General features: G+C 64.8%; 19 protein-coding genes. 10 read left to right on the top strand and 9 right to left on the bottom strand.

Annotated features, from left to right (window positions below; all coding sequences use genetic code 11):
• Positions 1–82: 82 nt before the first annotated feature.
• A complete protein-coding gene (locus tag XH85_RS27755) occupies positions 83–883 on the top strand; it encodes a hypothetical protein (protein WP_128934354.1) in 801 nt (266 codons plus the stop codon).
• A gap of 125 nt (positions 884–1,008) precedes the next feature.
• Here the strand turns inward: XH85_RS27755 and XH85_RS27750 are convergent, their stop codons facing one another.
• Positions 1,009–3,381, bottom strand: a complete 2,373-nt coding sequence (locus XH85_RS27750) for a xanthine dehydrogenase family protein molybdopterin-binding subunit (protein ID WP_128934353.1) — start codon at positions 3,379–3,381, stop codon at positions 1,009–1,011.
• Between the two features lie 208 nt (positions 3,382–3,589).
• On the opposite strand from XH85_RS27750, the gene XH85_RS27745 reads away from it, so the two are divergent.
• Positions 3,590–4,660: a Ppx/GppA phosphatase family protein gene (locus XH85_RS27745; protein ID WP_128934352.1), complete on the top strand. Its 1,071-nt coding sequence runs from the start codon at positions 3,590–3,592 to the stop codon at positions 4,658–4,660.
• A gap of 1 nt (position 4,661) precedes the next feature.
• The gene (locus XH85_RS27740) at positions 4,662–5,348 is read left to right on the top strand and encodes an RlmE family RNA methyltransferase (RefSeq protein WP_091895795.1); all 687 of its coding nucleotides are present in this window, start codon (positions 4,662–4,664) and stop codon (positions 5,346–5,348) included.
• 167 nt (positions 5,349–5,515) lie between these two features.
• Here XH85_RS27740 and XH85_RS27735 read toward each other — a convergent pair whose 3' ends face one another.
• From XH85_RS27735 to XH85_RS27725, 3 genes are all read right to left on the bottom strand, one after another.
• Positions 5,516–7,366: a peptidoglycan-binding protein gene (locus XH85_RS27735; RefSeq protein WP_245473802.1), complete on the bottom strand. Its 1,851-nt coding sequence runs from the start codon at positions 7,364–7,366 to the stop codon at positions 5,516–5,518.
• A gap of 186 nt (positions 7,367–7,552) precedes the next feature.
• A complete protein-coding gene (locus XH85_RS27730; RefSeq protein WP_128934350.1) occupies positions 7,553–7,960 on the bottom strand; it encodes a hypothetical protein in 408 nt (135 codons plus the stop codon).
• A 257-nt stretch (positions 7,961–8,217) separates the two neighbouring features.
• Positions 8,218–9,708 (bottom strand): MFS transporter, encoded by a 1,491-nt coding sequence (locus XH85_RS27725; RefSeq protein WP_128934349.1) that lies wholly within the window; start codon positions 9,706–9,708, stop codon positions 8,218–8,220.
• A 476-nt stretch (positions 9,709–10,184) separates the two neighbouring features.
• Here XH85_RS27725 and guaB point away from each other — a divergent pair, with 476 nt between their 5' ends.
• From guaB to XH85_RS27710, 3 genes are all read left to right on the top strand, one after another.
• Complete coding sequence (gene guaB, locus XH85_RS27720; protein WP_128934348.1) at positions 10,185–11,678, top strand: IMP dehydrogenase; 1,494 nt, start codon at positions 10,185–10,187, stop codon at positions 11,676–11,678.
• A 254-nt stretch (positions 11,679–11,932) separates the two neighbouring features.
• Positions 11,933–12,955, top strand: coding sequence for an NADP-dependent oxidoreductase (locus XH85_RS27715; RefSeq protein WP_128934347.1), 1,023 nt, complete (start codon positions 11,933–11,935; stop codon positions 12,953–12,955).
• 149 nt (positions 12,956–13,104) lie between these two features.
• Entirely contained in the window at positions 13,105–13,401 is a 297-nt protein-coding gene (locus XH85_RS27710) for a hypothetical protein (RefSeq protein WP_128934346.1), read from the top strand.
• A 15-nt stretch (positions 13,402–13,416) separates the two neighbouring features.
• Here XH85_RS27710 and XH85_RS27705 read toward each other — a convergent pair whose 3' ends face one another.
• Both XH85_RS27705 and XH85_RS45415 read right to left on the bottom strand, forming a co-directional pair.
• Positions 13,417–14,259 (bottom strand): metallophosphoesterase family protein, encoded by an 843-nt coding sequence (locus XH85_RS27705; RefSeq protein WP_128934345.1) that lies wholly within the window; start codon positions 14,257–14,259, stop codon positions 13,417–13,419.
• A 69-nt stretch (positions 14,260–14,328) separates the two neighbouring features.
• Entirely contained in the window at positions 14,329–14,943 is a 615-nt protein-coding gene (locus XH85_RS45415) for an acriflavin resistance protein (protein ID WP_164940279.1), read from the bottom strand.
• Between the two features lie 154 nt (positions 14,944–15,097).
• Here XH85_RS45415 and XH85_RS27695 point away from each other — a divergent pair, with 154 nt between their 5' ends.
• Together XH85_RS27695 and XH85_RS27690 are read left to right on the top strand one after the other, a co-directional pair.
• Positions 15,098–15,520, top strand: coding sequence for an MAPEG family protein (locus XH85_RS27695; RefSeq protein ID WP_164940278.1), 423 nt, complete (start codon positions 15,098–15,100; stop codon positions 15,518–15,520).
• A gap of 56 nt (positions 15,521–15,576) precedes the next feature.
• Positions 15,577–16,878, top strand: a complete 1,302-nt coding sequence (locus tag XH85_RS27690) for an RsmB/NOP family class I SAM-dependent RNA methyltransferase (protein WP_128934343.1) — start codon at positions 15,577–15,579, stop codon at positions 16,876–16,878.
• A gap of 230 nt (positions 16,879–17,108) precedes the next feature.
• Here the strand turns inward: XH85_RS27690 and XH85_RS27685 are convergent, their stop codons facing one another.
• From XH85_RS27685 to XH85_RS27675, 3 genes are all read right to left on the bottom strand, one after another.
• A complete protein-coding gene (locus XH85_RS27685; RefSeq protein ID WP_008141931.1) occupies positions 17,109–17,318 on the bottom strand; it encodes a cold-shock protein in 210 nt (69 codons plus the stop codon).
• 262 nt (positions 17,319–17,580) lie between these two features.
• Complete coding sequence (locus XH85_RS27680) at positions 17,581–17,913, bottom strand: DHCW motif cupin fold protein (RefSeq protein ID WP_091895774.1); 333 nt, start codon at positions 17,911–17,913, stop codon at positions 17,581–17,583.
• A 325-nt stretch (positions 17,914–18,238) separates the two neighbouring features.
• The gene (locus XH85_RS27675) at positions 18,239–18,610 is read right to left on the bottom strand and encodes a nuclear transport factor 2 family protein (RefSeq protein WP_128934342.1); all 372 of its coding nucleotides are present in this window, start codon (positions 18,608–18,610) and stop codon (positions 18,239–18,241) included.
• 163 nt (positions 18,611–18,773) lie between these two features.
• On the opposite strand from XH85_RS27675, the gene guaA reads away from it, so the two are divergent.
• Entirely contained in the window at positions 18,774–20,372 is a 1,599-nt protein-coding gene (gene guaA / locus XH85_RS27670; RefSeq protein ID WP_128937440.1) for a glutamine-hydrolyzing GMP synthase, read from the top strand.
• Positions 20,373–20,450: 78 nt separating this feature from the next.
• Positions 20,451–21,344 carry an HNH endonuclease gene (locus tag XH85_RS27665; RefSeq protein ID WP_128934341.1) on the top strand — a complete coding sequence of 298 codons (894 nt, stop codon included), beginning with the start codon at positions 20,451–20,453 and terminating at the stop codon, positions 21,342–21,344.
• Positions 21,345–21,385: the final 41 nt, after the last annotated feature.

Below are 21,385 nucleotides of genomic sequence, written 5' to 3'. Positions count from 1 at the left end.
GCCGCAAAGGCGAGGGGATTGACCGGTGTTCCCTGGGGCCTACGATCGCTCTGAAACAATGAGAACACAGGGAAGGCGACCCATGCCGAACCGGCTCGAAACCTATCGCGTCGAGGCCTACAACACCGCAAAACAGTCCGAGAACAAGATGCATGACGACACGGTGGCGCGCCGTTTCGGCTTCGAGGGCGGGCTGGTGCCGGGCGTCGACGTGTTCGCCTACATGATGCACGTGCCGCTGGCGCGCTGGGGTCGCGATTTCTTGTCGCGCGGGCTGATCGAGGCGCGTTTCATCAAGCCGGTCTATGACGGCGAGAGCGCCAATGTCGACGCGACCGAGCACAACGGCTTGCTCACGATCGAGGTGTTCAGCCGCACCGAGCTGTGCGCGACGGGGACGGCCTCGCTGCCGGCGGCCGCGCCTGTAGTTTCATTGAGCGATTACATCGAGGTCCCCGCGGTGACCGAGCGCAAGCCGGTCAGCCCGGCGACGTTCGAGACCGGCAAGTGGTTCGGCACGACGCCGCGCCGCTGGGCGGGACAGGTTGCGGCCGACTATCTCGCCGACATCAGGGAGACCGATCCGATCTTTGCGCGCGAGGGCCTCGGCCATCCCGGCCTGATCCAGCGGGTGATGAACCGTGTGCTGGTCGACAACACCATCCTCGGCCCGTGGATCCACGTCGGCAGCCGCATGCAGCTCGTGTCAGCCGCACGCATCGGTGACGAGATCACCGCGCGGGCAAAAGTCACCGCGAACTACGAGAAGAAGGGCCACCGCTTCGTCGAGTTCGACGCGCTCGTCGTTGCCAACGGCATGACACCGCTGGCGCATTGCCAGCACACCGCGATCTACCAGCCGCGTGAGCAGGCGGCGGCGTAGGGAAGAGGCAGGAAAAGCCAGGCCCGGCACTTCAAGGACGGTGTCATGCCACGGCTTGACCGGGGCATCCAATACGCCGCGGCCCTTCCGTGAATCACCGCCCGTCTACGAAGAGAAAGCAGCCCTTACGCCGCTTTGGCCTTCGCCTCCTGGATCGCGCGCCATACCCGCTCCGGGGTCAGCGGCATGTCGATGTGCTTGATGCCGTAGTCTGAGAGCGCATCGAGCACCGCATTCACCACCGTCGACAGGCTGCCGGCGCAGCCGGCTTCGCCGCAGCCCTTGCTGCCGAGCGGATTGGTCGTCGCGGGTACTGGGTGATCGCCGACCGTCATGTTCGGCACGTCCTCGGCGCGCGGCAGGGCGTAGTCCATCAGCGAGCCCGTGATCGGCTGGCCGCTGTCGTCGTAGCGGATGTGCTCCATCAGCGCCTGGCCGATGCCCTGGACGACGCCGCCATGGAGTTGGCCCGCGACCAGCATCGGATTGATCACGGTGCCGAAATCGTTGACCGCGCTGTAGCGCACGATCTGCACCACGCCGGTTTCCGGATCGATCTCGACCTCGGCGACATGGCAGCCGTTCGGGAACGCCGAGGGCACCGGCTCGCTGGTGTGGTCGACGTCGAGGCTGTCGGGCACGCCCTCCGGCACCTTGCCGTCATGCAGCTTCCTGGCGAGCTCCATGATGTCGATGCTGCGGTCGGTGCCGGCAATGGTGAAGCTGCCGTCGGCGAACTCGATGTCGGCTTCGGATGCTTCCAGCATATGTGCGGCCGCGCGCTTGCCCTTCTCGATCACGAGCTTGGCGGCGCCCACGATCGCCATGCCGCTCGCGGTGATCGAACGCGAACCGCCGGTGCCGCTGCCGGTGTGGACGATGTCGCTGTCGCCCTGGATGAGCTTGACGCGCTCGAAGGGAACGCCGAGCTGATCGCACAGCACCTGCGCGAACGGGGTGGCGTGGCCCTGGCCGTAATCGAGCGTGCCGGTGATCAGCTGCACGCTGCCGTCAGCATCGAACACGATCTTGCCGAGCTCCGGGCTCGGCGGCGCGGTGACCTCGAGATAGGAGCCGACCGCGATGCCGCGCAACTTGCCGGCCTTCTTGCTCTCCTTCTTGCGCTTGGCGAAATTCTCGTGGTCGGAGATCTCGAGCGCCTTGTTGAACACGGCCTGGAAGTCACCGCTGTCATAGGTGACGCCGGAGGAGGCCGGGAACGGCATCTGGTTCGGCTTGATGAAGTTGCGCTTGCGCAAGGTCAGCCGGTTGATGCCCATCTCGTCGGCGGCGCGGTCGATCAGCCGCTCCATGTAGTAGTTCGCCTCGGGGCGGCCGGCGCCGCGATAGGCCCCCATCAGCGTGGTGTTGGTCAGCACCGTCTTGATGTCGACCGCCATCAGCGGCGTGCGATAGACGCTGGAAAAATTCTTGCCGGTGTTGAGCGAGAGCGGCCCCGGCGCAACGCCGGTGATGTAAGCGCCGAGATTGCCGTAGCCGGACAGCTTCGCCGCGAGGAAATGCCCCTCGGCGTCGAGCGCGAGCTCGGCGTGGATTTTCTGCGCACGGCCGTGGCTGTCGGAGAGGAAGCTGGTGGAGCGCTCGTCCAGCCATTTCACCGGCCGACCCAGCGCCTTCGCCCCGTACAGGATGCACATGTATTCAGGATAGTTGATGTTCTTCATGCCGAAGGAGCCGCCGACATTGGCGGTGAGGATGCGCACCTTCTCGTTCGGCACTTTGAGGTTCTTGGCGAGGTTGGCGCGGTTGCCGGCGACGCCCTGCGTCGGCACCTGAAGCGTGTACCGCTCGGTCTTCTTGTCGTAGGAGGCAAGGCCCACGCGCGGCTCCATCGACACCACGGCGACGCGGGTGTTCTCGATGTCGATCTTGGTGACATGGGCGGCGCTGGCAAAGGCTGCGTTGACCTTCTCCATGTCGCCATAGTGATAGTCGAGCGCGACGTTATCAGGGATATGGTCATAGAGCTGCGGCGCGCCGGGCTTGGCCGCTTCCTCAGGGTCGGTCACTGCCGGCAACGGCTCGACGTCGACCTCGACGGCTTCGGCCGCATCGCGCGCCTGCGCCAGCGTCTCTGCCACCACGAAGGCGACGGGATCACCGACGAAGCGGACCTTGTCGGTCGCCAGCGGCTGGCGGTTGGTCTGGAGCAGGGGCGAGCCGTCGCGGCTCTTCAGCGGCAGGCCGCAGGTGAAGGGGCCGTAGCCGGCGGCATCGAGATCCCTACCGGTCCACACCCCCAGTACGCCTGGCATCGCCTTGGCGGCGTCAATGCCGATGCCGCGGATGATGCCGTGGGCGTGAGTGGAACGGACGATCACGGCATAGGCCTGGCCGGGCAGGTTGAAATCGTCGGTGTAGCGGCCATTGCCGCGCACCAGCGTGTCGTCCTCCTTGCGGCGGACGGGCTGCCCGACGCCATATTTTTGCAGTGCAATAGCGTTTTCGAGCGTGGACGATTTGGTGTGTTCTTGCATGGGAATGACCTGAAAAGCCGGTATTTGCGCATTTTCGCGGCAGCGGGGGACCGGACCCCCTCAGATAACCCACGACCCCGTTCACGACAACGCACGAATGGACATGGTCCCATGTGATGCGATGTTGCGCAGACCTGCCGCGCTGCTAATGTTTCAGGCGAAAAAGCAATTCCAGATCGGCCTATCGGGCCGCGGAAAGACAGTTTGTATGAATGACCACACGCGGCTCCGCGATGGCCACGGGCTGCACGGTGAGCTGGAGGGGGCGATGGCGGCGGTGGCATTGGCCACTGGACCGGTCGTCCCCGCACAGTCGGGAACCGGCGTCTACGCGGCGCTGGACCTCGGTACCAACAATTGCCGGCTCCTGATCGCCTGTCCGACCCACGACGGCTTTCGCGTGGTCGATTCCTTCTCGCGGATCATCCGGCTCGGCGAGGGCGTCTCGGCGACGGGCTGCATCAGCGATGCCGCGATCGAGCGCGCCATCGCGGCGCTCAGCATTTGCCGTGACAAGATCAATCTGCGCAAGGCGCGGCGGCTGCGGCTGATCGCGACAGAAGCCTGCCGCGCGGCCTCGAATGCGGAAGGGTTCCGCAGCCGCGTCGCGGCCGAGACCGGCATCGAGCTCGAGGTGATCGACCGCGAGACCGAGGCGGCGCTCGCCGTGCTCGGCTGTTCGCCGCTGGTCGATCCCAGGGGGCGCGGCGCGATCCTGTTCGACATCGGCGGCGGCTCGACCGAGCTGGTGCGGATCGAGCGCGATCCCACAAATCCGGAGCCGCGGATCCGGGCCTGGATGTCGATCCCGTTCGGCGTGGTCACGCTTGCCGAGCAGTTCGGCGGCCGCGACGTCACGCCGGAAATCTATGCCGCGATGGAGCGCGAGGTCGCCAATCACGTCGCGCCGTTCGCGGCAGAGCACGGCCGCGATCTCAGCGACATGCATCTGCTCGGCACCTCCGGCACGGTGACGACGCTTGCCGGCATCCATCTCAACCTCGCGCGCTATGATCGCCGCCGCATCGACAGCATCTGGATGAACGATGCCGACATTACAGCGACCGTCAACAAGCTGCTCGGCATGAGCTACGAGGAGCGCGCCGGCAACAATTGCATCAGCGTCGAGCGCGCCGACCTCGTGCTGGCCGGCTGCGCCATCCTCGATGCGATCAGGCACGCCTTCCCGCTGCCGCGCCTGCGCGTCGCCGATCGCGGCCTGCGCGAGGGCATGCTGGTCGAGATGATGCGCGAGGACGGCGCGCTCAGGAGCTGGTGAGATGGCGAAAGACACCACCGGCCGCTTGCACGTCCAGGTCAAGACCGGCGGCAAGCGCAAGCTCTCGTCCAAGCTGTGGCTGGAGCGGCAGCTCAACGATCCCTATGTCGCCAAGGCCAAGGCAGCGGGCTATCGCTCGCGCGCGGCGTTCAAGCTCCTGGAGATGGATGACAAGTTTCGTCTTCTGAAGCCCGGCATGGCCGTGGTCGATCTCGGCGCGGCGCCCGGCGGCTGGAGCCAGATCGCGGCCAAGCGCGTCGGCTCCACGGAAGGCAAGGGCAAGGTCGTCGCGATCGATCTGCTCGAGATGCCGGAGATTCCCGGCGTCGATTTCGCGCAGCTCGATTTCATGGACAATGACGCCCCCGAGAAGCTCACCGCGATGCTGGGCGGCGGCGCCGACGTCGTAATGTCCGACATGGCCGCCAACACCACCGGCCACCGCAAGACCGACCAGCTCCGCATCGTCGGCCTGGTCGAGACCGCGGCCGCCTTTGCCTGCGACGTGCTCAAGCCCGGCGGCACGTTCCTCGCCAAGACGTTCCAGAGCGGCGCCGATGCCGAGTTGCTGGCCCAGCTCAAGCGCGATTTTGCCACCGTGCGCCACGTCAAGCCCGCCGCGAGCCGGCAGGATTCCTCGGAGCGTTACGTGCTCGCGACGGGATTTCGGGGCGAGGCGAAGGCATAACCACAAGCTCTGTCATTCCGAGGCGCCTCGAAGAGGCGAGCCCGGAATCCATTTCTCCGCGTATTCCTGCGGCAAAGTGGATTCCGGGTTCGATGCTCCGCATCGCCCCAGGGCGCCGTGCAGGCCGTAAAAAAGAGCCCCGCCGGAGGCGGGGCTTTGGGGGCATCTTACCGGTTGGGTTGATTCTGAGCCGGCTGACCCGACGTCGATGGCGGCGGGGCATTATTTTGGTTGGTTTGCCCAGACGGCGTGTTGCTGGGCTGGTTGGTGGACTGACTGTTGCTTTGGGCCGGCGCCTGTCCGGTGGTCTGACCGGCAGGCGGTTGTGTGCCTGCCTGGCCCGACGTCGCCGGTTGGTTCTGCTGAGCCTGGCCGGTCGTGGATGGCTGGTTCTGCCCAGCCTGGCCGGTGGTCTGGTTCTGCTGTGCCGGCGCATTGGTCTGGTTCTGCTGCGCCGGCGCGTTGGTCTGACCGGTGCTTTGCCCGGTCGTGTTCTGCTGCGTCGACTGGCCAGTCGCCCCCTGACCAGTGGTCGTCGATTGGCCCTGCGTGGCGCGGATCTGGTTGGAGACGCCTAGTGCAGCGACCGTCCGGGTATCGATCGAGCCGGTGGTCTGGAAACCTTCCCGTCTCTGGAAGGTGATCAGCGCTTCGCGCGTAGCGGGCCCGAGGATGCCGTCTGCTTGGCCAGACATCAGGCCGCGTTCAATCAGCACCCGTTGAACAATGCGGATCTCGTCGGGGCTGAGATCCAGCGCGGCGATGTTGCCGCCGCCACCGCTCACGCTGCCGCGCCGGGCGAAGTGCGTCCTTGGGCCGGCGGGAATGGAGTCGACAATCCTGCGGCTTCGGTCGACGACGATGATCTCGTCATCCACGACGAAGAAGCTGTCGTCCCGATAGGCCGGATAGATGTCGATCAGTACCGGGAATGTCGAGATAGCGACCACGGAGATGTTCCGCGGCACCACCACGCCGGTATTGATCCGGAAGTTGATGGAATTGAAGTTGACCCGCACGCGATCCACATTGCGTGAGCTCAACACCGACTGCTGCAGCGTTGTCTGTTGCTGCGCGCTCACTTGCACGCGGCCGGACAAGCTCTGGGTAGTCCCACCCTGGGCTTGCGCCTGGGTGTTGACCTGTCCTTGAGTGTTGGCGCCAGTCGTCGTGCCCTGCTGGGCACTTGGGGCTTGCGCGTTGGTGTTCGCGCCAGTCGTTGGCGCGCTCTGACCCTGCGCGTTCTGGCCTTGGGCGTTGCCCTTGGCGCCAGTCGTCGTGCTCTGACCCTGCACGTTCTTGCCCTGGGCATTGTCCTTGGTGTTCGCGCCGGTCGTCGTCGTGCTCTGACCCTGCGCCTTCTTGCCTTGGACATTGTCCTTGGTGTTGGCGCCTGTGGTCGCGCTCTTACCCTGTTCTGCGCCTTGCGACTGACGCGTAGCGTCGCGGTCGCTGCGGCTCTGACCGGTGGTTTGGTCCTTCATTCCGCTCTTGTCGCGCTCGGACCTGGACTGACGCGCTTGGTCGGGGCCGCCTCGGCTCTGACCAACGGTTTGGTCCTTGCCACGCTTCTCGCCTTCAGATTGGGACTGACGCGCGTTGTCGCGGGCGCCGCGGCCCTGATCGACGGCCTGACGTTCGCCCCTATCGGCCTTGCCACTAGCACGCATTCCCTCGCTACGCTCAGAACGCGACGGCGCCGCAGCGGGGCCCTCGGCCCGACCACCTGCGCGGCCCTGGGTCATTCCTTCGCCGTGAGAGGCACCACCTGCACCTTGCGACATTCCGCCGCCCGATCGGCCGGATTCCGCGCCAGCGGCCGCGCCTCCGCTCATCCCGCCGCCGGCGCCTTCACGCATGCCTTGAGCCGATGCCAGGCTGACGCCGGCGAGCAGCACTGCTGTGGTCAATAGGAACCTGTTCTTTCTCGTGTTCACCTGAACCTCCTCCATTTGCTTTGCAGCATCCGTTGATGGGGAACCTTCGAAGCTCGGGCTCGCGACAAAACGAGCCCTCATTCGAGTTTTCCGATGCCTGTGAACGATGCGCAGATGCCATCGTTCCTATCAGGCGGGAGAGTCGCGCGGTTCCGTCTCGGTGCTACTGCGCGCGGGACTCTCTCGATCGAAGCGATAAAGACATCGACCAAAAATCCACTTTGCAGGCTCAGCGCCTCGCGCCAGCCCTTCTCTTGCCGCGTCGCTTCACCAGTAAGGGTGCCAGCGATGGTGATAGAAGTGCCGCCGCGGGAACGGTCCGCCGTAATAGGCGAAGGCCGGCCGCACGACACGGTGATAGCGGTAGCCGTAGTAGGCCGGGGCGTAACTGGTGCTGTAGTAGGTCCTGGTGTAGCCGCCCCACGGATAGTAACCGCCGTAGTACGCCGGTGCGTAGTAGTCGTCATAATAGCCTGGATACCCGTAGTAGCCGTAGCCCGGTCCGTAGGCGTACGCGGACGAGGCGAGGCCGCCGATCAGGGCACCTGCGAGCAATCCGCCTGCCAGCGCCGGCCCAAAACCACCGCGCCAGTGGGCCTCCGCCGGCGTCGGTGCCGCCACCGCGCTCACGCCGAGCGCGCCGACGGTTGCCAGGACAAGTGCGGTCTTTTTCATGCACGTCCTCCTTCATTGGTGTTTCGACATCGTGCCAACATTGCCGAAGGGCAAAAGTTGCAAGCGCGCGCTGGCGAGGAACAGGAGTCACGAACATAAACGAGCGTTCATCTCGGTGAACGCGCGCCCGCTGATGGGGCGCCGCGTGGTCCACGAGATTCAGGTCAAAGCTAATTTCGGAAAGATGTAAATGATCGGTTGATGCGCGGGGCTGTTTTGGACTCTTGTCCGGGGGAGAGCCGGCATCCTGCTTTCCGCTACCCCAGCCGCTGATCCCGCACGTCCTGCGTATCCTCCGTCGCCACCTTGACCGCCGCTTTGGCTGCGCCTTTGCCCGCACCCTTGCGGCTCGCGATCTCCACCGCCTTGCGGCCGGAGATCTCGTGGCCGGCGTCAACGGGCATCTGCCAGAAGAACCAGCTCGATGCTGCCGAGGTCAGTGCGACCACGATAAAGGCGGGCGCGAATACGGTGGCGTTGAGCTCGCTGACATGGCTGAACCACATCGTCGTCTCGACGCACGCCGCGCCGACGGCGACGCCGGCTGAGACCGCGAGCTGCTGGTTGACGCTGACCAGCGTGGTGGCGCGGCTCATCTGCGCGGTCTCGACGTCGGCATAGGCGACCGTGTTGATCGCGGTGAACTCCAGCGAACGGAAGAAGCCACCCACCACCAGGATCACCATGATGATGAGCAGTGGTGTCGTCACCGTGAACAGGGCACAGACGCCGAGGAAGAACGCGCTGACGACCGCGTTTACCGTCATCAGATTGCGGAAGCCGAAGGTGCGGATGAGGCGCGCCGCCAGCGTCTTCATGCCCATGGCGCCGAGCGAGGAGGCAAAAGTGACCAGGCCCGAGTGGAACGGCGACAGCCCGAAGCCGATCTGCATCAACAGCGGCAGCAGGAACGGCAGCGCGCCGATGCCGAGCCGGAACATGAACCCGCCGAAAATGGCCGCGCGTAGCGTCGGCAGCTTCAGAAGCGAAAAGTCCAGCACCGGCGATCCCGTCCGCCGCGCGTGCAGGACATACAGTGTCATCGAGATCGCGCCGCCCACGACCAGGGCCGCAACCGTGCTCCAGGGCAGCAGGTTGAGCCCGGCGACGGAGAGACCAAACGCGATGCCGGCAAGCCCGATGCCCGCCAGCACCATGCCGTAGAGATCGAACGGCTCCTGCGTCTCGCTCTTGATGGGATCGATGAAACGCAGCGCCATGAAGATGCCGAGCAGCCCGATCGGGATGTTGATCAGGAAGATCCAGTGCCAGGAGGCGTACGTCGTAATGAAGCCGCCGAGCGGCGGCCCGATCACGGGGCCGATCAGGGCAGGGACCGTCACCCAGGCCATCGCATTGACCAGCGCGCTCTTGTCGACCGAGCGCAGCAGCACGAGACGTCCGACCGGCGTCATCATCGCCCCGCCCATCCCTTGCAGGATGCGCGCGAACACGAAGTCGGTGACCGAGGTCGAAAGCGCGCAGCCGACCGAGCCGACCATGAACACGCCGACCGCGATCGCGAACACCATGCGCGCGCCGAAGCGGTCGGCGGTCCAGCCGCTCGCCGGGATGAACACCGCCAGCGACAGCAGATAGGAGGTGATCGCGAGCTTCAGCGTCAGGGGGCTGGTGCCGATGTCGGCCGCGATCGCCGGCAGCGAGGTCGCGATCACCGTCGAGTCCATGTTCTCCATGAAGAGCGCGGTGGCCACGATCAGCGGAATGACGCGTTGCTTGTCGACCATGACGGATTGGTAATGAAAATCGGAAGGAGGGGCGGACTTGCGGCTTATCACCGCCTCCTTCCGGGGACCATTGCGGATCAACGCATAGCACCTAAGTCCCGCGCAACAACGGTGTGCCCCTCTCCCTCGTCATTCCGGGGCGCGCCCCTGGCGCGAGCTATGGTGCGCAATTGCGCACCTGAGAATCCATTGGGCCGCAGGGATCGCTGGGGAATGGATTCCGGGCTCGCGACGTCGTCGCGCCCCGGAATGACGATGGGTGGGGGCGCCGCCGGGCTGTCCCAGCCGAATTTGCCTAAAAAGTCTGTGCATGGCTGGCCGGCGGTCCGAATTGCTTTGATTCGTCACGCAGCCGTGCTATCGACCCGCGTCAACCCCACCGATGGGCTCCGATTCTCCGGCGTTGCCGCAAGGTACGCCGAGGGCGGCGCTCATCCATTAGCATTTGCGGCAGGGCCGCAGGAAGGAGTTGGCAGATGGCCACGGTGCAACTTCAAGGCATTCGCGAAGCCTTCACGTTCGACGACGTGCTGCTGAAGCCGGGCCTGTCCGAGGTCATGCCGGGCGAGGTCGACATCCGGTCCCGCGTCACCCGCGCCATTCCGCTCAACATCCCGATCATGGCCTCCGCCATGGACACCGTCACCGAGGCGCGCATGGCGATCGCCATGGCGCAGGCCGGTGGCCTTGGCGTCATCCACCGCAATTTCGATCCCGAAGGGCAGGCCGCCCAGGTGCGGCAGGTCAAGCGCTACGAGTCGGGCATGGTGGTGAACCCGCTCACCATCAGCCCCGAGGCCACGCTCGATGACGCGCTCAAGCTGATGAGCGATCACGGCATCTCCGGCATTCCCGTCGTCACCGGCGCCGGCAAGTCCACGCCCGGCAAGCTGGTCGGCATCCTTACCAACCGCGACGTGCGGTTTGCGACGAACCGGCAGCAGAAAATCTCCGAGCTGATGACGCACGAAAATCTCGTCACGGTGCGCGAGAACGTCAGCCAGGACGAGGCGCGGCGGATGCTGCACCAGCATCGCATCGAGAAGCTGCTCGTGGTCGACGAGCAATATCGCTGCGTCGGCCTCATCACCGTGAAGGACATGGAGAAGGCGGTCGCCCATCCGCTCGCCTGTAAGGATGCGCAGGGCCGCCTGCGCGTTGCTGCCGCCACCACGGTCGGCGACACCGGCTTCGAGCGCACCGAGCGGCTGATCGATGCCGGTGTCGACCTCGTCGTCGTCGATACCGCGCACGGCCATTCCCGCCACGTGCTGCACGCCGTGAATCGCATCAAGCGTCTCTCCAATTCCGTGCAAGTCGTTGCCGGCAACGTTGCCACCACCGAAGGCGCGCAGGCACTGATCGACGCGGGTGCGGATTGCATCAAGGTCGGCATCGGCCCGGGCTCGATCTGCACCACCCGCATCGTCGCCGGCGTCGGCGTGCCGCAGCTCACCGCGATCATGGACGCGGTGGAAGCTGCGAAGAAGTCCGACATTCCCGTCATCGCCGACGGCGGCATCAAGTTCTCCGGCGATCTCGCCAAGGCGCTCGCCGCCGGCGCCGACATCGCCATGGTTGGCTCGCTGCTGGCCGGCACCGACGAGACACCGGGCGAAGTGTTTTTGTGGCAGGGCCGTTCCTACAAGGCCTATCGCGGCATGGGCTCGGTCGGCGCGATGGCGCGCGGCTCGGCCGATCGCTACTTCCAGCAGGACATCAAGGACGCGCTCAAGCTCGTGCCCGAAGGCATCGAGGGCCAGGTGCCGTACAAGGGCCCGGTCGGCAACGTCATGCACCAGCTCGCCGGCGGCTTGCGCGCCGCGATGGGCTATGTCGGCGCGCGCGACATGAAGGATCTGCACCAGAAGGCCCAATTCGTCCGCATCACCGGCGCGGGCCTGCGCGAAAGCCACGTCCACGACGTGACGATCACGCGCGAGAGCCCGAACTATCCGGGCGGGGGCTAGTCGCTCCGCATACCGCTGTCATGCCCCGGCTTGACCGGGCCATCCAGTACGCCGCGGCCCATCAATTCAATCTCTACGGTCTCTGGATACTGGACCGCCCGGTCAAGCCGGGCGATGACAGCGAGTTTGTGGCGTGCGCGTGCCACAAGCTCGTCATTGCGAGGAGCTCTTGCGACGACGCAATCCAGAGCTTTTGTGTTGACGCAACTGGATTGCTTCGCTTGGCTCGCAATGACAGAAAAGTGGAGGAAGCCATGTCCCAAGGCAAACGCATCGTTCTCGCCGCGCGTCCCGTCGGCGAGCCCAAGTCGTCCGATTTTCGCCTGGAGGAATTCGCTGTTCCGACGCCCGGGCCGGGCGAGGTCCTGCTGCGCACGATCTGGCTGTCGCTCGATCCCTATATGCGCGGGCGCATGAGCGAGGGGCCGTCCTATGCCGCACCGGTGCCGATCGGCGGCGTGATGGAAGGCGAGGCGGTCAGCGAGGTCGCGGCCTCCAACAATCCTGATTTCGCGGTAGGCGACATCGTGCGCATCCGCTCCGGCTGGCAGACCCACGCCATCTCCAGCGGCAAGGGCCTGATCAAGGTCGATCCAAAGCTCGGGCCGATCTCGACCTCGATCGGTGTGCTCGGCATGCCCGGCATGACGGCGTACACAGGCCTGCTCGACATCGGCAAGCCGCAAGCGGGCGAGACCGTCGTCGTCGCCGGCGCCTCCGGTGCGGTCGGCTCGGCCGTGGGCCAGATCGCCAAGATTAAGGGCGCACGCGCAGTCGGGATCGCCAGCGGCAAGGACAAGTGCGATTATGTCGTCAAGGAGCTCGGCTTCGATGCCTGCATCGATCACCGCAACCCCGATCTCGCGGCCAAGCTGAAGGACGCCTGCCCGAAGGGCATCGACGTCTATTTCGAGAACGTCGGCGGCGCGGTATTCGAGGCGGTGTTCCCGCTGCTCAATCCATTCGCGCGCGTGCCGGTTTGCGGCCTGATCGCGCACTACAACGATACCGAGGCCAAGCCGCCGAAATGGGCCGCCAGCATGATGCGCGCGACCCTGACCAAGCGGCTGACTTTCCGTGGCTTCATCGTCTCCGACTTCGCCTCCCGCCATGGTGACTTCCTGCGCGACATGTCGGCCTGGGTCCGCGAGGGCAAGGTGAAATACAAGGAGTTCGTCACCGAGGGCCTCGAGAGCGCGCCCGGCGCCTTCATGGGGCTCCTGAAGGGCGCCAATTTCGGCAAGCAGCTGGTGCGGGTGGGGCCGGATAAGGCCTGAACCGCCGCTTCCGGCCCCGAGGGGGCGGAAATGGTTAACAAGGAGTCACTGATCGGCCACACCTGTTCGTAAAACCCGCAGGTGTGACCGCCGGTTCATTGACCTCAAGGCGAAGGCATTGAATCATCGCGCATATTTTGGATGTTGCGATGTTAGAGATCAGTGTTTTCTGCGTCATTGTGCTGGCGGCCGGCTATTGGGTGGCGATGTTCGTCATGGGCCGGCACGACGACGTCATCCATGGCAAGTTCGTGCATGTCGACGAGGAGGGCGATGTCGTTCGTCCCGCGATGCCGACGCCACCGCCGCCATTCCCGAAGCGTCCGGTCAAGGCTGCGCAGCCAACCATGGTCCAGCCCGCGATCGCCGAGACCAAGCCGGTGAACAGTGCGGCGCTGCAATCCCTGCTGGCCGCGATCCAGCAGGACCTCAAGAGCATCGCCTGAACCGCCAAGTTCGCGCTAGTGCTCGCTGCCCATCTGGGCGAGGATCTCCTCGATATCGACATCGATCTGGCCCGCGGCCCTGACGTGACGAACCTCGAGGCTGTCAGGCTGGAAACGGTATTCGACCAGCCCGACTTCCTTGATTGCAATCCGGTCCTGCCGCGCATCGTTGATGACGAAGCCCGTCGATGGCGCCCAGACGTGGCGGGTGTGGCGATAGGTGAAGTCGCGCCGCTGGTGCACATGGCCGCTGGCGATGAGGCGCAGATCGACATGCGCAAACATCTCGATCAATCGCGCCCGGGCCGGCTGCGGCACGTAGCGGATCGCGGTCTCCGCTGTCTCGGCATCGTCGGGCAGGTTGAGAAACACCGGCTTGTGCAGGAACAGCGCGACCGGCTTCCCAGTGGTGCGCGCGAGCTCCCGTGCCAGCCAGTCGAACTGCTCGGCCTCGAAGGCGAGCCCTGAATTCATGACAAGGGAATTGAGGCCGATGAAGCGCCAGCCCGCGGCCTCGAACGCCCAGTGATCTTCGCCGATGATGTCGCAAAATTGCCGGCGTTGTGCCTCGCTGACCGGCGGCTTCGGCGCCGGTCCGATCATGGTCGGATTGTCGCCGATGTCGTGATTGCCGGGCAGGTAACGGCAGGCGACGGGCAGGGCGTCGTGCAGGTATTTCGCGAATACGACATCGTCGCGCCCGGTCGGGCCGTCGAACGAGACATCGCCGGTATTGACGACGAGATCGGGCCGGTTGGCGTCGATGTGCTCGCTGACGCGCTGGAAGTTGGCGATCAGGCCGGGAAAGCGCCGGCCGAGATGGGTGTCGGAAATCTGCGTGAGGCGAAATTCGGACATGCGATCATCATACCCACCGTCGCGCGTCGGAACGATGACGGCGCGGGCATGCATCGCAACGAACAAAGTTTAAAGCACGCGATAGCGGATCGTGTAGCCGTCCTGCGGCGCGACGGGGCCGGCCAGCGGCGAGGCGATGCGGTCGGCGAGGTGCCAGGGGCCGAACTGCTCGGAGCGATGCGGCTCTGCGGGCAGGCGGAGGCGGAATTCGAACGTGCCCTTTCCGGGCAGGCTCACCACCAGCACGCGGTCGGCGGTGCGGTGGTTGAGCGCCACCGCGCCACGCAGCAGCGCGCGCCCGTCCGAGAGGTCGCGCACGCCGTCGACCAGCGCCAGTGTCTGGTTGCGGTCGGTGTGCAGCTCGATCTGGCTGTCGGTGACCGCCGCCAGCATCTCCCTGGGCATGCGGATCTCGAACTCGACCGCCGGCTTGGACGGGTTGAGGCCGAGATGGGCGAGGGCGGCATGGCGCATGTCGTAGGCGGCAAAGGCGAACAGGACGATCGCGGCGAGCGCCGCAAGGCCGTGCCTGACGGCGTCGCGCCAGGTCAAGTAGCTCAGGCGGAAATAGACCGTCATCGCCAACGCCACCGCAAGCGCGGCAGCAATGCCGGACAGCGCCGACATCAGAATGCCGTGCCGCCCGTCGGCCGATTGGGCGAAAAGGCTGGACAGGATATTCATGGCGGTCTCTCGCCTCAGGCCACGGGGGCGAAATCGCTTTAACTATCGACGTTTGGTCGCGAGAGCGGGAACGCCGGTTCAAGTCGTTCATTGTCAGCGCCAAGAGACGCGGCTAATGACGATCGGCGGCAATTCGCCTCCCGGGAAAGTTCCGATGTCCGTTCAAATGGTCCTGCTGCCGATCTTCGTGCAAGTCGCTCTCACCTTCGCGCTCTTGATCGGAATGGTGGTGGCGCGCCGCAAGACGCTGGTCTCGGGCGAGACCCAGATCCGCGACATCGCCCTGGGCGAGCCGAACTGGCCCAAGGGCGCCACACAAATCGCCAATTGCTACCGCAACCAGTTCGAGCTGCCGGTGCTGTTCTACGTCCTGATCGCGCTGGCATTGCCGCTGCGCCGGGCCGATCTCTTCATCGTGCTGATGTCCTGGGTGTTCGTGGTGACGCGCTTTGCCCATGCCGGCGTGTTCGTCTCCTCGAACGATCTCGGCCGGCGCTCGACGGTCTGGCTCGCCAGTGCGCTGGTGCTGCTGGCGATGTGGGTCTACTTCGCGCTGAAGCTGCTCCTGCTGATCTGACGCTTGCGTTGGCGCATCATGCGCAAAACAGAAGACTCTCATCTGAAAGATTTGAAATGACGCCCGCTGCCCGGCTGTCCGCAGCCATTGAACTGATCGACACCATCGAGAGAGACCGCGTGCCCGCGGCCAAGGCGCTGAAGGAGTGGGGCACCGCGCACCGCTTCGCCGGTTCCGGCGACCGCGCGGCCATCGCCGGCCTCGTCTGGGACGTGCTGCGCCGCTATGCCTCGAGCGCGTTCCTGATGGATGCCGATACCGCGCGGGCGCGGCTGATCGGCATGCTGCGCCTCGAGCGCAACATGGATACGGCCACCATGGCCGCGCTGTTCGACGGCAGCCGGTTTGCCCCCGCGCCGCTGACGGAGGCCGAGCGGGCCGCGCTCGCCTCGCGGTCGCTGAGTGGTGCGCCGGCTGCGGTCGCCGGCGACTATCCGGACTGGCTCGATCCGCACTTTGCAAAAGTGTTCGGCGAGGACCGCGCCGCCGAGGCTGCGGCGATGGCGAGCCGGGCCCCGCTCGACCTGCGCGTCAACACGCTAAAATCCAATCGGGACAAGGTGCTGCGTGCGCTTGCTCATCTTCATGCGAAACCGACGCCTTGGTCCGCAACGGGCTTGCGCATCGAGCTTTCGGCCGATGCGCGCAACCCCGGCATCCAGGCCGAGGAGGATTTCATCAAGGGCGCAATTGAAGTGCAGGATGAGGGATCGCAGCTTGCAGCCCAATTCACCGCGGCAAAACCCGGCGAGCAGGTGATCGACCTCTGCGCCGGCGCCGGCGGCAAGACGCTGGCGCTCGCCGCCCTGATGCAGGGCAAGGGCCGGCTGATCGCCACCGATCGCGACAAGCGCCAGCTCGCCCCGATCCACGAGCGGCTGTCGCGCGCCGGCGTCCACAATGCCGATGTCCGCACGCCCAAGGGCGAGGCCGATCCGCTTGCCGACATCCGTGCGTCGGCTGATTTGGTCGTGATCGACGCGCCATGCACGGGAACCGGCACCTGGCGCCGCAACCCCGACGCCAAATGGCGCATGCGGCCGGGCGCGCTGGAGATTCGCCTGCGCGACCAGGCCGAGGTGCTGGAGCGCGCGGTTCCGCTGATGAAGCCGGGGGGCCGCATCGCCTACATCACCTGCTCGGTGCTGTCGGAGGAGAACGGCGAGCAGGTGAGGGCGTTCGTCGCCCGCCATCCCGAGTTTGCGGTGGTGCCGCCGGGGCAGACCGCAAGCGTGCTCTGGGACAAGGCGGAGGCTTTCGGCGAGGCCGCGCTGCAGTCAGATGAAGGCTGGCTGATGACACCGCGGCGGACCGGAACGGACGGTTTCTTCGTGTCGGTGCTGCGGAAGGCGGGCTGATCGCACTCCGCCGTCATTCCGGGGCTCGCGAAGCGAGAACCCGGAATCCATGGAGCCGCAGAGATCACCGTGCGATGGATTCCGGGTTCGCCCTCCGGGCGCCCCGGAATGACGGGCTTTGGTGTTCCACCCCAAAACGAAAGCCCCGCGAACCGAATCCGGTCGCGGGGCCTGTATTCGTAGCGCTTCTGCCGGTACGTCCGTGGTCAGAAGCGCTGGTGCGCTGGCGATTAGCCGACGCGGAGATTGTCAGCCGAGGACTTGCCGCTGCGACGATCGGCGACGATGTCGAACGAGACCTTCTGGCCCTCGTTGAGGGAGGAGAGGCCAGCGCGCTCGACGGCGCTGATGTGCACGAACACGTCCTTCTGGCCGTCATCCGGCTGGATGAAACCATAACCCTTTTGGGTGTTGAACCACTTCACGGTGCCCATAGCCATGGGAATTTCCTTTAGTTAGAGAGGATACGCACGCAGACCGGTACGCAGCATTGCGCCCATAGTCCTGATGAGTCGATGTTTGGAGAATTCATCTGAAGCGTGCGCGCCCGTCAGCAACGAAGCGAAGCGGCCCAGTCGTTCGGCCAAGTATCGATGATCACAATATAGCGAGGATTTGGGGCTTCTTCAAGGCACCACCCGCGCTTCGGGATACCGCGCGGGTTTGCTATTTTGCGGTGCAAGTTCGCCGCACTCGCGCGTCTCAGTCGACGATGAAGAGCGTCGCGCCCACCGCCGTCGAGGACCGGTGCGCGGCATCACCGAAATCCGAGACCTGGTAGCTCATCCCGGCCGTCAGCTTGAATTTGCGCCCGTCGCGCAGCTCGCTGTCGAGCTCGCCCTTCAGCACGTAGAGCACGTGACCGCGATCGCACCAATGATCGGCGAGATAGCCCGGCGAATACTCCACCATCCGCACCCGGAGATCGCCAATATTGAGCGTGCGCCAGAGCGCCTGGCCGGTCTCGCCGGGATGCGTGGTGGGCTCAACTTGGCTCCAGTCGGTGACGGTGAAGGGGGAGGTCGGGAGTTTCATGGTTTCGGATCCTGTCTCTGGGCCGGAGAGGGGTCTGTTAGCGCACGCTGTCGCCCCAGTCTCCGTCATTGCGAGCGCAGCGAAGCAATCCAGAAATGCATCCGCGGCAGCAGTCTGGATTGCTTCGTCGCAAGAGCTCCTCGCAATGACGCTTGTGGTACGCTCGCGCCTCAATCTCGCTGTCATCGCCCGCGAAGGCGGGCGATCCAGTATTCCAGAGGCCCGTGCCGAAACCGCGGCATACCGGATTCCCCGCTGGAGCCTGTCATCGGGCTCGCCGAAGGCGAGATCCGGTGGCAGGGAATGACGGCGGTGGGTGGGGCGCTCACTGCACCAAATGGTTCGCCGACCCCTGCACGATCAGCCCCGCCGCATTCACCCGCAGATATTCGCAGATCTTCTTCCCACGCTCGTTCGCGTAGAACACCACGACACTATCGGGGCTGACGAACATATCGATCAGCGAGAAATGCAGCTCCGGCAGCAGCCCCAGCGCCTTGCCCCAATAGGCGCGAAGCGCGTCCTTGCCGCGCACGGTGCCGCTGACATCGAACCCCATCACGGGGATGCGGTCCGAGGTCATCACCGCCCCCTCGTCATAGAGCCTGAGCACGCGTTCGAGGTCGCGCGCGTTCCAGGCCTCGATCCAGGTGCGGCCGAGCGCGGCAAGCGATGATGGCTGGTGATGCTGTGACATGGCGTTCTCCCTGATCAGCCCTTGTTCGAGAGGAGGCATAATAGGTCAATATTGCTTACCTATATCGATTTGTCCATGCCCAAATTTGTCCATGCCCAAAGAAGAATGTGGGGCGCCCGCCCGCGCGGTTGCGGGCCGGCGCGCGGTCGCGTATCTGCTGGCCATGACAGCAGCACAAAACGACCGCTCCGCGTCGACGCCCTCGGTGGCCTCGGCGCACGACAAGATTCTCATCGTCGACTTCGGCAGCCAGGTGACCCAGCTCATCGCACGTCGCGTGCGCGAGGACGGCGTCTATTGCGAGATCGTCCCGTTCAACAAGGCCGAAGCTGCCTTCGACGAGATGAAACCGAAGGCGGTGATCCTCTCCGGCGGCCCGGAATCGGTGCATGAGGCCGGCTCGCCCCGCGCCCCGCAATCGATCTTCGATTCCGGCGTGCCGGTGATGGGCATCTGCTACGGCCAGATGACCATGGCGGCGCAGCTGGGCGGCGAGGTCGAGGGCGGCCATCACCGCGAGTTCGGCCGCGCCGATGTCGAGGTGAAGGCGCCCAGCAAGCTGTTCGAGGACGTCTGGTCGCTGGGCGGCAAGAACCAGGTCTGGATGAGCCATGGCGACCGCATCACCAAGATGCCGCCGGGCTTCTCCGTCGCCGGCACCTCGCCGAACGCGCCCTTCGCGATCATTCAGGACGAGACGCGCAAATATTACGGCCTGATGTTCCACCCCGAAGTGGTGCACACGCCCGACGGCGCCAAGCTGATCCGCAACTTCGTCCGCAAGATCGCCGGCCTCACCGGCGACTGGACCATGCGCGCCTTCCGCGAGGAGGAGATCCAGAAGATCCGCCAGCAGGTTGGCAGTCGCAAGGTGATCTGCGGCCTTTCCGGCGGCGTCGATTCAGCGGTCGCGGCCGTGCTGATCCATGAGGCCATCGGCGACCAACTTACCTGCGTCTTCGTCGACCATGGCCTGCTGCGCCTCGACGAAGCCAAGACCGTGGTCGACCTGTTCCGCCACCACTACAACATCCCGCTCGTGCACGTGGATGCCTCCAAGCAATTCCTCGGCGAGCTCGAAGGCGTCACCGACCCGGAAGTGAAGCGCAAGACCATCGGCCGCCTCTTCATCGAGGTGTTCGAGCAGGAAGCCAAGAAGATCGGCGGCGCCGACTTCCTGGCGCAAGGCACGCTCTACCCCGACGTGATCGAGAGCGTCTCATTCACCGGCGGACCTTCAGTCACCATCAAGTCGCACCACAATGTCGGCGGCTTGCCCGAGCGCATGAACATGAAGCTCGTCGAGCCCCTGCGCGAGCTGTTCAAGGACGAGGTGCGCAAGCTCGGGCGCGAACTGGGTCTTCCCGAAATTTTCGTCGGCCGCCACCCGTTCCCGGGCCCGGGCCTCGCCATCCGCTGCCCCGGCGAGATCACCAGGGACAAGCTCGACATCCTGCGCAAGGCCGACGCCGTCTACATCGACCAGATCCGGAAAGCAGGCCTCTACGACGAGATCTGGCAGGCCTTCGCCGTGCTGCTCCCCGTCAAGACCGTCGGCGTCATGGGCGACGGCCGCACGTATGACTATGTGGTTGGCCTGCGCGCCGTCACCTCCACCGACGGCATGACCGCGGACTTCTACCAGTTCGACATGAAGTTCCTGGGCGAGACCGCCACGCGCATCATCAACGAGGTGAAGGGCGTGAACAGGGTGGTGTATGACGTGACGAGCAAGCCGCCTGGGACGATTGAGTGGGAGTAGGGCGGTGCCTGTTCGATATCCAGTATCGGTCCATCGAGGCGTGACTTGCCGGAGGCGCGGCGCTGCATAAGTCATGGATTGGGGGTATTCATCCATCGACTGGACTCGATTTACGAAGACAGCCCCGCTGAACAATATCAATTTCCCAGGCAGTATCTCCGCCGCGTTGAAGCCTGCATTGGTGATTGGATAATCTATTATGAACCGAGCAAGGTGGCCGAGACGCGCGGCTACTTTGCGATTGCTCGAGTTCAGCAAGTTATTCCCGACCCCAGTGTTTCGGGGATGTATCTCGCCCTGATCGAACCCGGAAGTTATCTCGATTTTGCCAATCCGGTCCCTTTCAACGGGCCGACTGGTCCCGTGGAGCGTGGCGTCCTAAATGAACAGGGACGGATTTCAGGACGTGCTCAGTCGGCAGTTCGTTCAATCTCTCCCGACGATTTCAATCGGATATGCGAGTTGGGGTTGGCGGAGAGTGCACCGCTCCTGCCGCGGCGCGATGATGACGTCCGACCGCTCGATCTTAACGAGGAGCAAGCACCGTTCCGCTTCGAGCAGCAGCGCGATCGTGTTAGCCTTACCGTGTCGAGAATTTTGCGCGATCGAGTCTTCCGCCGCATCGTGCTTCGCGCCTATGACGAGCGCTGCGCTATCACTGGGCTAAAGCTCATTAATGGAATGGGGCGTGCCGAGGTTGCGGCCGCCCACATACGGCCAGTCGAGGCACACGGGCCGGACATTGTTAGCAACGGGATCGCTCTTTCTGGCACCGCGCATTGGATGTTTGATCGTGGTCTCATTAGTTTGGCGGACGATTTGGAGATATTGATCTCACGCCACACAAATGATCTGGAAAGCGTAAGATCCATTATCAACAAGACAGGCCGCGCGCTTGAGCCGCGGCGGACATCAGATCGTCCACATCCACATTTCCTGAAATGGCACCGCGAACATTGCTTCAAGCAATAGACGAGTTCCTAGGAACGCGCGCGCCGACGATCACCTCAGCA

Origin of the sequence: Bradyrhizobium zhanjiangense (genome assembly GCF_004114935.1) — a bacterium.
Lineage (GTDB): Bacteria > Pseudomonadota > Alphaproteobacteria > Rhizobiales > Xanthobacteraceae > Bradyrhizobium > Bradyrhizobium zhanjiangense.
The sequence above is the reverse complement of the archived record's forward strand: the minus strand, read 5'-3'. Positions and strand labels throughout refer to the sequence as shown.